At 47.6% G+C, this 13,655-nt stretch carries 11 protein-coding genes; 8 read left to right on the top strand and 3 right to left on the bottom strand.

Annotated elements, in window-relative coordinates:
- The first annotated feature begins 21 nt into the window (after positions 1-21).
- The 3 genes from NC99_RS02600 (at position 22) to NC99_RS02590 (ending at position 4,779) form a co-directional block, all read left to right on the top strand.
- Complete coding sequence (locus NC99_RS02600) at positions 22-1,716, top strand: RagB/SusD family nutrient uptake outer membrane protein (RefSeq protein ID WP_204374876.1); 1,695 nt, start codon at positions 22-24, stop codon at positions 1,714-1,716.
- Positions 1,717-2,087: 371 nt separating this feature from the next.
- Positions 2,088-2,894, top strand: a complete 807-nt coding sequence (locus NC99_RS02595) for an endonuclease/exonuclease/phosphatase family protein (protein ID WP_157624384.1) — start codon at positions 2,088-2,090, stop codon at positions 2,892-2,894.
- Between the two features lie 49 nt (positions 2,895-2,943).
- A complete protein-coding gene (locus NC99_RS02590) occupies positions 2,944-4,779 on the top strand; it encodes a metallophosphoesterase (RefSeq protein ID WP_053179550.1) in 1,836 nt (611 codons plus the stop codon).
- Between the two features lie 23 nt (positions 4,780-4,802).
- On the opposite strand, the gene NC99_RS02585 is transcribed toward NC99_RS02590, so the two are convergent.
- Complete coding sequence (locus NC99_RS02585; protein ID WP_053179547.1) at positions 4,803-6,053, bottom strand: ABC transporter permease; 1,251 nt, start codon at positions 6,051-6,053, stop codon at positions 4,803-4,805.
- Between the two features lie 279 nt (positions 6,054-6,332).
- On the bottom strand, positions 6,333-7,319 hold the full coding sequence (locus NC99_RS02580) for a lysylphosphatidylglycerol synthase transmembrane domain-containing protein (RefSeq protein WP_082326265.1): 987 nt from the start codon (positions 7,317-7,319) through the stop codon (positions 6,333-6,335).
- A gap of 196 nt (positions 7,320-7,515) precedes the next feature.
- On the opposite strand from NC99_RS02580, the gene rsmA reads away from it, so the two are divergent.
- Genes rsmA through NC99_RS02550 form a run of 5 tightly spaced genes read left to right on the top strand, consistent with a single transcriptional unit; the run spans position 7,516 to position 11,991 of the window.
- The gene (gene rsmA / locus NC99_RS02570; protein WP_053179541.1) at positions 7,516-8,292 is read left to right on the top strand and encodes a 16S rRNA (adenine(1518)-N(6)/adenine(1519)-N(6))-dimethyltransferase RsmA; all 777 of its coding nucleotides are present in this window, start codon (positions 7,516-7,518) and stop codon (positions 8,290-8,292) included.
- Positions 8,293-8,302: 10 nt separating this feature from the next.
- Positions 8,303-9,661, top strand: a complete 1,359-nt coding sequence (gene mgtE / locus NC99_RS02565; protein WP_053179607.1) for a magnesium transporter — start codon at positions 8,303-8,305, stop codon at positions 9,659-9,661.
- A 1-nt stretch (position 9,662) separates the two neighbouring features.
- The gene (locus NC99_RS02560; protein WP_053179539.1) at positions 9,663-10,118 is read left to right on the top strand and encodes an ATP-dependent zinc protease family protein; all 456 of its coding nucleotides are present in this window, start codon (positions 9,663-9,665) and stop codon (positions 10,116-10,118) included.
- A gap of 14 nt (positions 10,119-10,132) precedes the next feature.
- Positions 10,133-11,005: a 30S ribosomal protein S6--L-glutamate ligase gene (gene rimK, locus NC99_RS02555; RefSeq protein WP_053179537.1), complete on the top strand. Its 873-nt coding sequence runs from the start codon at positions 10,133-10,135 to the stop codon at positions 11,003-11,005.
- An 11-nt stretch (positions 11,006-11,016) separates the two neighbouring features.
- Positions 11,017-11,991, top strand: coding sequence for a succinylglutamate desuccinylase/aspartoacylase family protein (locus tag NC99_RS02550; protein WP_053179535.1), 975 nt, complete (start codon positions 11,017-11,019; stop codon positions 11,989-11,991).
- A 265-nt stretch (positions 11,992-12,256) separates the two neighbouring features.
- Here the strand turns inward: NC99_RS02550 and NC99_RS02545 are convergent, their stop codons facing one another.
- The gene (locus NC99_RS02545; protein WP_204374875.1) at positions 12,257-13,513 is read right to left on the bottom strand and encodes an ABC transporter permease; all 1,257 of its coding nucleotides are present in this window, start codon (positions 13,511-13,513) and stop codon (positions 12,257-12,259) included.
- Positions 13,514-13,655: the final 142 nt, after the last annotated feature.

Genomic DNA, 13,655 nt, shown 5'->3' with positions numbered 1-13,655 from the left:
ATCGAGAATATGAAGACTGAAATGAAAAATACAATAAAACTGGCCCTGTTGGCATTCTCCATGCTGCTGAGCTGGAGCTGCACCGACCTGGAAGAGAAAATATTGGATGAATCCTTATCGGGTGGGGCGCTGGAAAGTGATTTGGTTCAGGGAGCCGTGGCTCCAGCCTATGGCATGCTGCCGGAATTTTACAGGCATACGCGCTACTTTGCCGTTCAGGAAATCTCGGCCGATGAGGCTATTCTGCCTTACCGTGGTGGAAGAGACTGGGGCGACAACGGGATTTATATTGAACTGCATCAGCACACCTACACGCCAGTGCACAGCAATGTCCGGCAATGCTGGGACTACCTGACGGTGATGATCTCCAGAACAGTTTTGGCCATCAACGTGCTGACCCCATTGGCCGAAACGGATGCTGAAGCCCGGGTGTTTTTAGCTGAAGTAAAAGGGCTGCGGGCCTTCTATAATATGATTGTACTCGATCTTTGGGGAATTGCTTTCCAGAAAGATGAAGCTGGTGAGCTCTCCACCATCCTGCGTGGAAACGATGCCGTGGAATACATTCGGACAGAATTCGAATCCGTCATTGACGATTTGCGTACCGATGTTGGCCCTGGGCGGTTGACCAAAGGAGGCGCCTGGGCGCTGCTGGCACGCCTGCACCTGAATGCAGCCGTGTGGCGTGATCCATATTCTACCAACTTCGATTTCACAACCGCTGATATGGATAAGGTAATCGAGTATGCCAACCTGGTCATCAACTCGGGGCAATACGAACTATCGCCGGAATACTTTGCTGTTTTTGACAACGACAACCACACCAACAGTGAGTTGGTTTTTGCAGTTGATCAGCGGCCCGATTTGAACGGCCATAACCGGATGTCGTATTTCTCCATGTCCGACAATTTCTACGGAAATCCGCTATATCCACAAGCCAACGGAACGGATGGCGCTGCCATTACCTCCGACTTTTACCAATCGTGGGTTCAGGCGTATGGCGATGTTGATCCGGCTGAAGCCGATGCCCGGTTCTTCTGGGAAGCCATGGTTGTACCCGAAGATTCCTGCATTGCTGCCGAAGACTTTGAAGTCAACCGTGGGATTTACCGGGGCTTGCAGTTTGGCCTGCAAAACAACGGGCGCAGGTTGCCTTTCATTATGTGCGACGATGGCAGGTACAAAATTGGAAAACTTCGCGACTGGCGGAGGGCGGAAGCCAATGCGTATGTCGATTTTGAAGAAGAAATCAACTTTACTCCTGAAGGGAGCGATTACAATACCGGCTTTCGGGTTGAGAAATACCAGTGGAGTAAATCATCGGATGATGGACGAAACAAGGGCGAAGCGGACTTGGTTATTGTGCGGCTGGCCGACTTGTATATGATGCGGGCCGAAGCCAAATTGCGCAAGGGAGATGCCCCCGGAGCGCTCGCTGACGTGAACCTGGTTCGGGCTTCGCGAACTGCCCGGCCGGACGTAACGCCCCCACCGCTGGCTGAAATGACAGAAGATATCTTGTTTCGCGAGCGTGGCTTCGAGTTTTATTGGGAACACCAACGCCGTACCGATATGATTCGCTTTGGAAAATACGAAGACACCTGGACAGAAAAGACCAATTCGGATGTTCAACGACGTCTTTTCCCCATTCCACAGGCGGCCATCGACGGCGCATCTGATACGCCAGGCTATCTAGTGCAAAATCCAAGTTACTAGATTGCAGCCCGGTTTTGAACAACTTTGCTTAAGAATGAATCAGAATCCGGAGAGCTGCTTTTCTCCGGATTCTCTTTTCATTGATTTCATTGAAAGACTGTTTAAATTCGGTATGTTCAAAGCGCATTCCTGTTCAACCCTTATCAGGGTTGTTGCACCACATCACTCATTTCGCGGGGGTTGACACCCACGGCTATTCAGATTAAACCCATTCTGGGTTTTTAGCAAGCACAAGTCCGAAGGACTTCAATTTGAATAACCTCCGGTAGAACCGGAGGGATTTAAACAAACATGTTTGAGAACCCCGAAGTCGGTTCAATAAAAGTTTGAACAGTTTCGTAAGAATCATTAAGAAATTAAACCAAAAACTGATGAGAATCGTAACCAAATGGAGCCTTTTGCTTTTGTGGATGTCGTTCATCCTTGCGGCTTGCCAGAAGGACAACGTGATCCAGCTGAAAGCTGCCGCCTACAATGTAGAATACAGCAAAAATGCAACCGCCACTGAAATTGGTGAAGCACTTAAGTCCTTTGATTTTGATGTGGTTTGTTTTTCTGAAGCGCCTGGCGGTGACTGGACCAAACAGGTTGGAAAAGCGTTAGGCTTGCCGTATCAGGTGGTTGGAAAATACACGACCGCCGGACATGACGATAAATACAAAACCATTGTCAGCCGCACCCCATTGTACGATCAGGAAGAAGTACTGATGGCCGATACTTTGCATACAGCAACCAAAGCCAAAACCAAAATCAATGGCCTTGAAGTTACGATTTACGCGGTTCATTTTCCTTTTGGGTGGCGCGACCAAGCCCATATTGATGAAACGACCAATAAAATTTCAACCTTCGTTGATTACCTGAAAATGCGACAGGAAAGCGACGTCTCCGTTGTCGCAGGAGATTTTAACTTCGTTCCTTCCAATTCAGAAGAAAAAAACCAGTACTACGAAATGTTTAAAACAATTGGAATGGATGTGAGCTGGACAGCATTGGGAATCGATTGTACAAAAAGCAATACTTATAATGCAATGGAGCCTGAAGATCAGAGCAACGGCGAAGTGATCGACCACATCGTGTACAATCCTTCAAAAATGAAAGTTCTGGACGGTGGAATTATTGAGATGCAGGTACCGCTGTCGGATCACAAACCAGTTTGGGCGCTGCTGGAACTAAAATAATGAAAATCAGTATTCGTTTAGAAACAAAAGCATTAATGGAGATTCAATTATGGCAAAAAAAGTAGTCGCCATCCTTTCCTTCCTTGTTGTGTTGATCCTGTCCGCTTGTCAGGAAAAGCAAGTTCACGATCAAGTCGGCATCCAGGTAGCTTTCCTGGCCGATGTGCATTTGCAGGATATTTACGGCGAACTGGGAGATCACGCCTATCCGGGCGTTTTCAACCCGGAAACCGGAAGACATACTTTGGCTCGCACCATGGAAGCCCAGCTACATTCCACCCGGCTGTTCAACGAAAACTACTTTGCTTTATTGGCCGCGCTGGACGATGTGGTGAAGCGTGGCGTAAAGTATGTGGTCCTGCCCGGCGATTTTAGTGATGACGGACAACCGCTCAATATCCGTGGGGGCAGGCGAATTTTGGACGGATACACCAAAAATCATGGGTTGGTGTTTATCGCCACCACCGGAAATCATGATCCGGTTCGTCCATTTACGGTCGATGCCGGCAAAAGCGATTTTTTAGGAGAAGGTGGCAAGGAACAAGCCATCATGAGCACGGAAGATTTGTACAAACCACAAAATCCGGACGAACTTCCGGTGGTTGTAAGCCGCGACATCCGTTGCCTGGGCTACGAGGAGATTATTGGCATGCTGGGCCATTTCGGATTCTTTCCAAAAAAAGAAGATCTGTACTGGGAAACACCGTTTTCAACCTACAGTTTCGATGACTACCAGTTTGAGAAAGCGTTGAAACAGGCCAACTTTGACAACCGAATGTATGCGATTCCACCGTATCATTCTTTGGTGCCCGATGTGAGCTACTTGGTGGAGCCGACTGACGGACTTTGGTTTTTGGCGTTGGATGCCAATGTTTACATTCCCAAAGATGCAGCCGAAGCAGATCCCGGAAATCCGGTCAATTATAGCGGCGCCAGCATTGGCTACAACCAGGTGATGAGCCATAAAAAGCACCTGATTGAGTGGGTAGAAAAGGTAACCACCGAGGCCGAGAAACGCGAAAAAACTTTGATTGTTTTCAGCCATTACCCGATGGTTGATTTTAATGATGACGCTTCGGAATATATCAAAGACCTGATGGGCGAAGGTAAGATGCAGTTGAGCCGGGTTCCGGACGAGGATGTGGCCCAGGTATTTGCTGATGCTGGTGTTCAAATTCACTTTGGTGGACACATGCACATCAACGATACGGACATCCGGATCACCGAAAAAGGTAACACTTTGGTGAATGTTCAAATTCCTTCGCTGGCAGCATACATTCCCGCCTACAAATTACTCACCATCCAAAGCCCCCAATTGATGGAGGTTGAAACCATTGTGCTGGATTCTGTTCCCCGTTTCGATGAGCTTTTTCCACTTTACGAAATGGAGCATGCCTGGTTGACCAAAACCGGTTCATCGGGTGTTTGGAATCGCGATGTGCTGCTTGCCAAAAGCTATCGCGAATTAACCCTTTGGCACCTGAAAGAGCTGGTTCGCTTGCGGTTTTTGCCAGCCGACTGGCCTGAAAACCTCCAGGAATTTCTGCTGAATGCGACAGGAAAAGATTTGTTGATGCATGCCAAACCCGCGGAGCAGACTGATCTTGATTCCGCAGCATTTGTAAACTGGACGGGTTTTGATCTGATTTACGATTTTTACCGGCTTCGAAGTGCCGACCAGTTGGCGATACAAGACATTGGCACGGAACGGATTGAGCAATACCGGTGCCTGCTCAATGTTTGGAAAACGGCATCTGCTGAAGATACCTTAAGTCAGCAAATAAAATCTCTTTCAGAGATTTTCGACCGTTTTTTAACGGGCATGCCTGCCGATCACTTTTTAATCGATTTGAAAGAAAACACCGTGACGGATCTCAGCCGATGAGCGTTTTCCGGCGGGCTGCCACTTTACTCGAACCGGATGGTTTTTTCGGGCGAGATGCGGCTAACAAAATACGACGGGCCAAGCAGCATAAAGGTCGTGACCACCAAAGCGCCGACATTTAAAAGCACCAGATGCAGGATGGAAATGTTCACCGGAACCGTATCAACATAATACGAAGTGGGATCGAGATGAATGATTTCGAAATAGTGTTGTGCCAGCCCCAGTGCCAGCCCCAGCAAATTGCCCCAAAGCAGGCCCTGTCCGATTAAAAAAACCGATAAATACAGAAAAACCTTGCGGACATTGACATTGGCCGCGCCCAACGATTTAAGCACACCAATCATTTGGGTGCGCTCCAAAATAATAACCAGCAGACCCGACACCATGTTAAACCCGGCCACCAGAACCATCAGCAGCAAGATGATCCAAACATTCATGTCGAGCAGGTTGAGCCAGTCGAAAATATGCGGAAACTTGCGCTTGATGTTGATCACGCGCAGCAGCGACTCATCATCAACCAGATTAGCCAGAATCAGATCGCGCACTTCGTATTCGATCTCGTCCACCGCATTCAAATCGTTGACAAAAACTTCGTAACCGCTTATTTGGTCTTCCTCCCAAGAGTTCAGGCTTTGCAGGTGCCGGATGTCAATCAGCATAAACATCTGGTCGAACTCTTCGAGACCGGTCCGGTAGATACCGCCCACCTCGAACTGTCGGATGCGCGGCGTGCGTTCGTTTTCATTCAGAAAATACATGCGAAACGAATCGCCCAGGGTTAGCTTCAGTAGATTCGACACCTGTTCCGAAATCCACACTTGATTCGTCCGTAGCGAATCCAGCGGAATCTCTTGTCCGGCTACCTTGTTTTTCTCGAAGAAGGTCCAGTCGAAATCCGCAGCAATGCCTTTCAGCACCATACCCTGAATGGCTTCTTCGGTACGAATCATGCCGGGCTTGGTAATAAACTGCTGCACATGTCGCACCTCGGGCATGGCTTTCAGATCGTCCAAAAATGGCTGCCGGCTGTTAATGAATTCCGTTTGATAGGAAAAGTTACTATCGTAATTCACCACTTGCAGGTGGGCCGCAAAGCCATTCACCTTGTCTTCAATTTCTCGCTGAAAACCAGTCACAATAGCCACGGCCAGAATCATCACCATCATGCCCAGGCTAATGCCGGCCACCGCCAGACGGACAATGCGCCGCGACATCTTTTGGTCCTGGTCTTTGGAAGAAAACAACCGCCGTGCTATAAATAACTCTGTGTTCATGATTTGAAATAATGGCAATCCCCAAAATTAAGAAGAAGTGCCAAGCCTGCAACCTCTCGCACCACTATTATTTGTCTTCGGAGGCGCGATGGAGAATGAAGCCACGGATACACGCACGGTTCAATTTAAAAACAGTACCGGAAAGCAAAAAAAGCATTGAAGCGCACTACACAACCCACAACGCTTTCAATCCTCATTCGTGAATTCGTAGCCTATCACTTTTTTTAATAGTTTGTCAGTCCGTTACACTTGATTCACCGCCACGAACCGACAGAAATCTCAAACTTCTGTCCGGTTGATAAAAGGCAGAATCAGCAAGGAAATCAGCCCAAGTAGAATCATCATAGCGGTCATGGATGTGTGGGCCACCAAGGCAAATACCATCCCGTCAGACTTGTCGATACCATACACCAACAAGGCCTGAACCACCATAAAATGCCAGGCCCCAATTCCGCCCTGTACGGGAGCCACCATACCATAGCTTCCCAAGACAAAGGCGGTTAAACCCGCAATCGCCGGCAAGTGCGATGTAAAGTCAAACGCAAGGAAAATCACATACAGCATGAGGTAGTACATCAGCCAAATAAACACCGAATGAAAAATGAATTCCCACTTTTGCTTCATGTGAAGCAGGGACTTCAGTCCGGCTGCAAAGTTTTTGAGTACATTACGGATCTTCCCCAAGGCCGCGGTTCGCATCATTCGTTTCCAGAAAAAAGCCATCAAAACAATCACCAAACCAACCACGGCAACAGACCAGGGCGAATGCGTCAGCTGATTGAGTTGTTTGTTTACCTCCGGATTGTTATCCAAAAATTGGATGACCTGACCAAACTGCCCTACAACAACTAACAACGTAAGCAGAAGCAACATGATCACATCGATAATCCGTTCAACCACCACCGTTCCGATCAACTGGGTAAACGACATTTTTTCGTATCGCGCCAACACCCCGCAACGCGAAATTTCGCCCATCCTCGGAAAAACCAGGTTCATCAAATAACCCACCATCACCGCCAAAAACGTATTCAGCGTGTGCGGCTTTTTCCCCAGTGGTTCAATCATCAGGTTCCAGCGCATGGTACGGCTGATATGGCTGAGCAATCCTAAGAACAAGGACAGCAAAACCCACCAGTAATTCACATCGTTTTTCAATATTGATTTGAGCCGGTCAACATCCTGATCTTTGTACACCAACCAAAACAGAAGAATGCCTAATGCAAGGAAGGCAAGAAATTTAAGGGTCTTTAAGATTTTTGGATTCAAAGCAAACTTGTTAGTTTCTGAAATTACGCTATTTTTAAGATCGAATTTAGCGACACTTCCTATTTTTACTAAGTACTTTATTACATTTGCACGCCTCAAAAAAGGCAAGTTTTGCACACAAAAATAGATATTTGTTTGAATTCGCCTCGGTTTTTAACAACATATCTCACATTCAAAAAAAGAGAGAACACAACCAATGACCAACGTCAGAGCAAAAAAGAACCTGGGACAACATTTCTTAACCGACAAGAATATTGCCCTGAAAATTGTTGACAGCCTGCAAGCTGAAGGAGTCAACCATGTACTGGAAGTTGGTCCGGGAATGGGCGTTCTCACCCGGTTTTTACTTCAGAAAGAAAATTATAAAACGACCGTGGTGGAAATCGACCGCGAATCGGTAGCCTACCTCAAAGTTCACTTTCCACAGTTGGAAGACCGGATTCTTTCGAGAGACTTTTTAAGAATGAACCTGAATGAGTACTTCAGCGGACCGTTTGCTATTATCGGTAACTTTCCCTACAATATTTCATCCCAAATTTTCTTTAAAGTGCTGGAATATCGCGATCAGATTCCGGAAGTTGTCGGCATGCTTCAAAAAGAGGTGGCTGAACGGCTGGCCACCGGACCGGGAAGCAAAACCTACGGAATATTGAGTGTTTTTCTGCAAGCCTTTTACGATATTGAGTATTTATTTACCGTCCACGAAAATGTGTTTAATCCTCCACCCAAAGTAAAATCCGGAGTTATTCGCCTGCGTCGCAACCAAACCAAAACATTGAACTGCAACGAGAAATTATTTTTCCAGTTGGTGAAAGCTGGCTTCAACCAACGCCGTAAGATGCTGCGCAGCTCCGTAAAATCCTTCATTCGCGATGAGGAATTAAAACAAGATCCCATTTTTTCTAAACGTCCTGAGCAGTTAAGTGTTAATGATTTTGAACGTTTAACCCGGCTGATTGAAAGTCAGTCATAAAATCAGAACCATGCAATTCGAATTAAACAGAGAATTTATCGACGAGCTCAAGGTTCTTATCGAAAGTGAATCGGCAGAGGCTGTTTTGGATAAGCTTGAAGGCCTTCATCCAACTGACATTGCGGAGCTCATGGATGAGCTAAGTATGGACGAAGCCAAATACCTTTACCTGCTGCTCGACCCGGAACGGGCTTCGGATGTGCTGGTGGAAATCCCCGAAAACGAACGCCGGCGATTCCTGAGGGTGCTTCCTCCCGAGTTGATTGCCCGACAGTTTATCGAATACATGGATTCGGATGATGCCGCCGACGTGGTTGGCGACCTCGAAGATGACATGAAGGAGGCTGTTCTTCAGGAGATGAAGGACAAAGAGCAAGCCGGCGATATTGCCGATCTGCTCGAATACGACGAAGACTCGGCCGGGGGATTGATGGCCAAGGAGTTAATCAAGGTGAACGAAAACTGGACCGTTCAGACTTCACTCAAGGAAATATCGGCCCAAGCCGAACACATCGATGAAATTTACTATGTGTATGTTGTTGATGATGGCGGCTTTCTGAAAGGAATCCTATCGCTGACCAAGCTGATTCTGAATCCAACCAACTCCAAGATTAAAACCCTGCTCGAAGACGACCTTCATTATGTGAAAACGGATGCCACCCAAGAAGAAGTGGCTCAATTAATGGAACGCTTCGACTTGGTTGCCATTCCGGTTGTTGACCACATCGGACGGCTAAAAGGCCGCATTACGATTGACGACGTGGTGGATGTGATTCGCGAGGAAGCCGAAAAAGATTACCAGATGGTTTCGGGTATTACCGGCGATGTGGAGTCGGGCGACCGCGTGTGGAACTTAACCCGCGCCCGCCTGCCCTGGCTGCTGATCGGGCTGCTTGGCGGTATTTTGGGTGCCCGTGTGCTGGGCGCCAACGAATCGGCACTGGCACAAATTCAAGGTATTGCCTTTTTCATTCCGCTGATTGCCGCTATGGCCGGAAATGTGGGCGTGCAGTCGTCGTCCATCGTGGTACAAACCATTGCCAGCGGTGCCCGCGATTTCGACTCCATTGGAAAAAAGCTGTTAAAGGAACTGGCCGTTGGCTTAATCACCGCCTTGGTTTTCTCCTCACTCATCTTTGTTTACAACTTCACTTTTGGCGATAGCCTGAAATTAACCTGGGCCGTGAGTATTTCATTATTTATTGTCATTGTTTTCGCCTCGCTCTTTGGAACGACCATCCCCCTGGTCTTAAACAAGCTGAAAATTGACCCGGCCCTGGCGACCGGCCCTTTTATTACCACGACAAACGATATTCTGGGACTGATCATGTACATGATGGTTGCCAAAACTTTTTTCGACATCGTATAAAATGACCCTCTCAAGAATCATCATAGGACGCGAAGACCTGGCCGACTTTCCTCAATTGCAGCTGGAAGGCATTGAAGTGAAAACGGATTCAGGCGCTTTCACCTCCAGTTTTCATTGCCACAACATTGAAATCATCCGGCTTGACGGGCAGGAAAAACTCAAATGTTTGTTTCTCGATCCGCAACACGAAAAATATCATGATAAAGAATTTATTTTTGATACCTTTTCGCAGAAAAAAGTGAAAAGCTCAAATGGTCAGCTCGAAGAGCGTTTCAGCATTTCAACAGAAATCAAATTGTTTGGACAGATTTTCCCAATTGAGCTCACCCTGACCGAACGGGGAGCCATGAAGTTTCCGGTTCTGCTTGGCCGGAAATTCCTCTCCAAACGCTTTGTTGTTGACAGTTCGTTGCGAAATTTATCGCACAAAGGAAAAATCAAAATCATAACTTTTTAAAACACTTGAATTGAATGAAACTAGTTGTATTATCACGAAATCCCAACCTATATTCCACCCAGCGCTTAATTGAGGCCGGAAAACAGCGCGGCCATGAAATGCTGATTGTTGACCACTCCAAATGCGACCTGGTGATTGAAAAGAAAAAGCCGGCTGTTTACTACAAAGGTCAAAAGCTGGAAGACGTTGATGCGGTGATTCCGCGAATCGGCGCATCCATCACCTTTTACGGTACAGCTGTCGTTCGCCAGTTTGAAATGATGAAAGTATTTACGGCCATCGAATCGCAGGCGCTGGTTCGCTCGCGCGACAAATTGCGCAGTCTCCAGATTTTGAGCCGTGCCGGACTGGGTTTGCCCAAAACGGTGTTCACCAACTATTCGCGTAACGTTAAAGACATCATCCGCATTGTGGGCGGAACACCAGTGGTTATTAAAGTACTGGAAGGCACGCAAGGCCTGGGCGTGGTGCTGGCCGAAACCGACAATGCCGCCGAATCGGTAATTGAAGCTTTCAACGGACTCAAAGCCAGGGTAATTGTTCAGGAGTACATCAAGGAATCGAAAGGAGCCGATGTGCGTGCCTTTGTGGTGGACGGCGTGGTGGTTGGCGCCATGAAACGGCAGGGCAAGAAAGGTGAATTTCGTTCGAACCTACACAGGGGTGGAACCGCCGAAATTATTGAACTAAGTGAAGATGAGGAAAATGCAGCTTTGAAAGCTGCCCGCGTGATGGGCTTGGGAGTGGCTGGTGTTGATATGCTGCAATCGAATCATGGTCCGTTGATTTTGGAAGTCAATTCATCGCCCGGCCTCGAAGGAATTGAAAGTGCTACGGGTACCGACATTGCCCGGAGCATCATTCGCTATGTTGAACGTAACGTTTAAGAACCTAAACGATGAAAAAGCATCGCCCCATGACGATTCTGGGGACGGAAATCCGTCCTGGAAAGCAAACCCTTATTAACCTGGATATTGCCCGCCTCCACACCCGGGCGAAAGTTGAAGTCCCTGTTATTGTTGAGCGCTCGCGCGAGGATGGCCCCGTACTTTTGCTCAATGCCGGAATCCACGGCAACGAAGTTAATGGGGTGGAAATCGTTCGCGAAATCATTTCAAAAAAAATAAACAAACCCAAACGCGGAACAGTGATCTGCATTCCGGTTTTGAACGTTTTTGGATTTTTGAGCCAAACGCGCGAATTTCCGGATGGCAAGGACCTGAACCGGGTTTTCCCTGGTTCGAAAAATGGCTCTTTGGCCAGTATTTTCGCCTTTCACCTGATGAACAACATCCTTCCGCATGTTGACTATTGCATTGATTTTCATACGGGAGGTGCCAACCGGTTCAATAGTTCCCAAATCCGTATCAGCCGCGGAAATCCGGAACTTCTGGAGCTGGCGAAGGTGTTCAACCCTCGATTTATTGTCTTTGCCCCCAACCGCGAAAGATCGTTTCGCCAAGCCGCAACACATGTAGGCAAATCGGTGCTGCTATTTGAAGGTGGCAAATCGCTCGACTTTCACAAACGGATCACCATGCGAGGGATCCGGGGAGTCATGCAGGTGATGAACCACCTGGGCATGCGCGATTTTTCCGAAGAGCTTGCCCAAATGGAAATGCACGAATCCATTATTATCGAGCAATCGAGCTGGGTTCGTGCCCGCCACGGAGGGCTTTTCCGTTTCCACATAAAAGATGGCGCCCGGGTTGAAAAGGGAGAAACTATCGGCAGCATCTCCGACCCCTACGGAAAATTTGAGCATAAAGTCAGGATGCCGGCGGGAGGCCATATACTCGGGCTCAACCACGCGCCCATTGTTTACCAAGGCGATGCGCTGCTCCACCTGGGAAGTACGAAGCGGGATACTTGATGCTGGCGACCGAAAGGAGTCCCGATTGATCGGGAATGCTGGATGCTGGATACTTGATGCTAGATGCTAGAAACTTGAAATTTGAAACCAGAAACTCGAAACCCGAAACTGGATGCTGGCAACCGAAGGGAGTCCCGATTGCTCGGGAATGCTTGATACTAAATGCTGGATACTGGATACTTGATGCTAGAAATTTGAAACTCGAAACCCGAAACTCGATGCTAGAAATCTGGAACTTAAAATTTGGAATTTGGAATTTCCCCAGTTACACCGAGTTCATTGCTTCCACCGGATCGAGCCGGGCAGCCGAGAGGGCCGGTAAAAACCCAGACAAAACACCAATGACGCCCGAGATCATCAAACCCAACGCGACATTTTCTGCATTCATGGCGATGGTCATATCCGAGACATAGCTAAAAATGCCGGTTCCCAAAAAAATCAAAAACAAGCCAACAGCACCTCCGGCCAGCGAAAGGATGACCGACTCAAAGATAAACTGCAGCAGAATAAAATATTTTTTGGCGCCCAATGCCTTTTGAATTCCAATAATGCGGGTGCGCTCCTTCACCGAAACAAACATGATGTTGGCAATTCCAAAACCGCCCACCACAATGCTGAATCCGCCAATGACCCAACCCGCCAGGTTGAAAACGACAAAAAAAGCATCGAACTGGTTGCTTATAGCACTGACCTCATTGATGGCAAAATCATTTTCCTCCATTGGCCGCAGCCGGCGCAGCGTTCGCATAATGCCTTCCAGCTCTGCGGTAAACTCGGCTTTGCCAACACCCGGTTTCGATTTCACATTAATGGATTGTCCACGATCGCGATTCTTAAAATCAACCATGTTGGCCGCGTAAACGACTGGAACATGAATCCGTTTGTCCATGCTGGTGCCAAACATATCGGTGCCTTTCTTTTTGTAAGTGCCGATCACCAACAAACGATGACCGCCAACTTTAATCTGCTTTCCCACCGGACTCACACCTCCAAAAAGGCGATCAACCAGTTCGCTGCCAACCAGTGCCATGGCAGCTCCCGAATGACTTTCGGATTCGGTAAAATAACGGCCGCGGTCAATGTGCAAATCCCAGGTTTCTATTAAATCATGCGTTGTTGCCAGCACCTCTGTATTTTCAGCGCTGCTACTCTCATATTGAACGGTGGTATTAAAGCCAAAAAAGAAAACTGCATTTGCCGTATATTGCGATCTTCTGACGAGCTCATCCGCCTCATCCATGTCCGGCACTGGCCGGTTCATGTATTTCCACCAGGGGTATTCGGTTTCACCTTCGGGCGGCGTCCAGGGCCACTTCTGAATGTAAACCATGTTGTCGCCCAACGCATTCAGACTGCTGCGAATGTAATTCTCCAAGGAATCAATGACGGTAAACACCGAAATAATGGCAAAAATACCAATGGTAATGCCCAACAGCGACAGGAAGGTGCGCAGCTTGTTGGCCCGCAGCGAATCTCCTGCAAACGAAAAACTTTCCAGTATGAGTCGAAGTAAAAGCATCATTTTTGTTTCGATCAATAAAGATAGAATTATTCCAATCAACCGAGACCTTTCGCTACTCAAAAAAATGACAGCTATTGACTAAAATCACCAACGACATCTCCTTTCAAGATCAAAAACAGTTCGATCTTTTTGCCAATAAAAT

The sequence above is a fragment of the Sunxiuqinia dokdonensis genome (genome assembly GCF_001270965.1).
GTDB lineage: Bacteria > Bacteroidota > Bacteroidia > Bacteroidales > Prolixibacteraceae > Sunxiuqinia > Sunxiuqinia dokdonensis.
This window is presented reverse-complemented; position numbering and strand designations above follow the sequence as displayed.

Excerpts from the sequence above, each read along its gene's own strand:
- NC99_RS02600 (WP_204374876.1), top strand. The coding sequence starts at position 22 with ATGAAAAATACAATAAAACTGGCCCTGTTGGCATTCTCCATGCTGCTG.
- rsmA (WP_053179541.1), top strand. The coding sequence starts at position 7,516 with ATGACCAACGTCAGAGCAAAAAAGAACCTGGGACAACATTTCTTAACC.
- NC99_RS02560 (WP_053179539.1), top strand. The coding sequence starts at position 9,663 with ATGACCCTCTCAAGAATCATCATAGGACGCGAAGACCTGGCCGACTTT.
- NC99_RS02550 (WP_053179535.1), top strand. The coding sequence starts at position 11,017 with ATGAAAAAGCATCGCCCCATGACGATTCTGGGGACGGAAATCCGTCCT.
- NC99_RS02545 (WP_204374875.1), bottom strand. The coding sequence starts at position 13,513 with ATGATGCTTTTACTTCGACTCATACTGGAAAGTTTTTCGTTTGCAGGA.
- NC99_RS02585 (WP_053179547.1), bottom strand. The coding sequence starts at position 6,053 with ATGAACACAGAGTTATTTATAGCACGGCGGTTGTTTTCTTCCAAAGAC.
- rimK (WP_053179537.1), top strand. The coding sequence starts at position 10,133 with ATGAAACTAGTTGTATTATCACGAAATCCCAACCTATATTCCACCCAG.
- mgtE (WP_053179607.1), top strand. The coding sequence starts at position 8,303 with ATGCAATTCGAATTAAACAGAGAATTTATCGACGAGCTCAAGGTTCTT.
- NC99_RS02595 (WP_157624384.1), top strand. The coding sequence starts at position 2,088 with ATGAGAATCGTAACCAAATGGAGCCTTTTGCTTTTGTGGATGTCGTTC.
- NC99_RS02590 (WP_053179550.1), top strand. The coding sequence starts at position 2,944 with ATGGCAAAAAAAGTAGTCGCCATCCTTTCCTTCCTTGTTGTGTTGATC.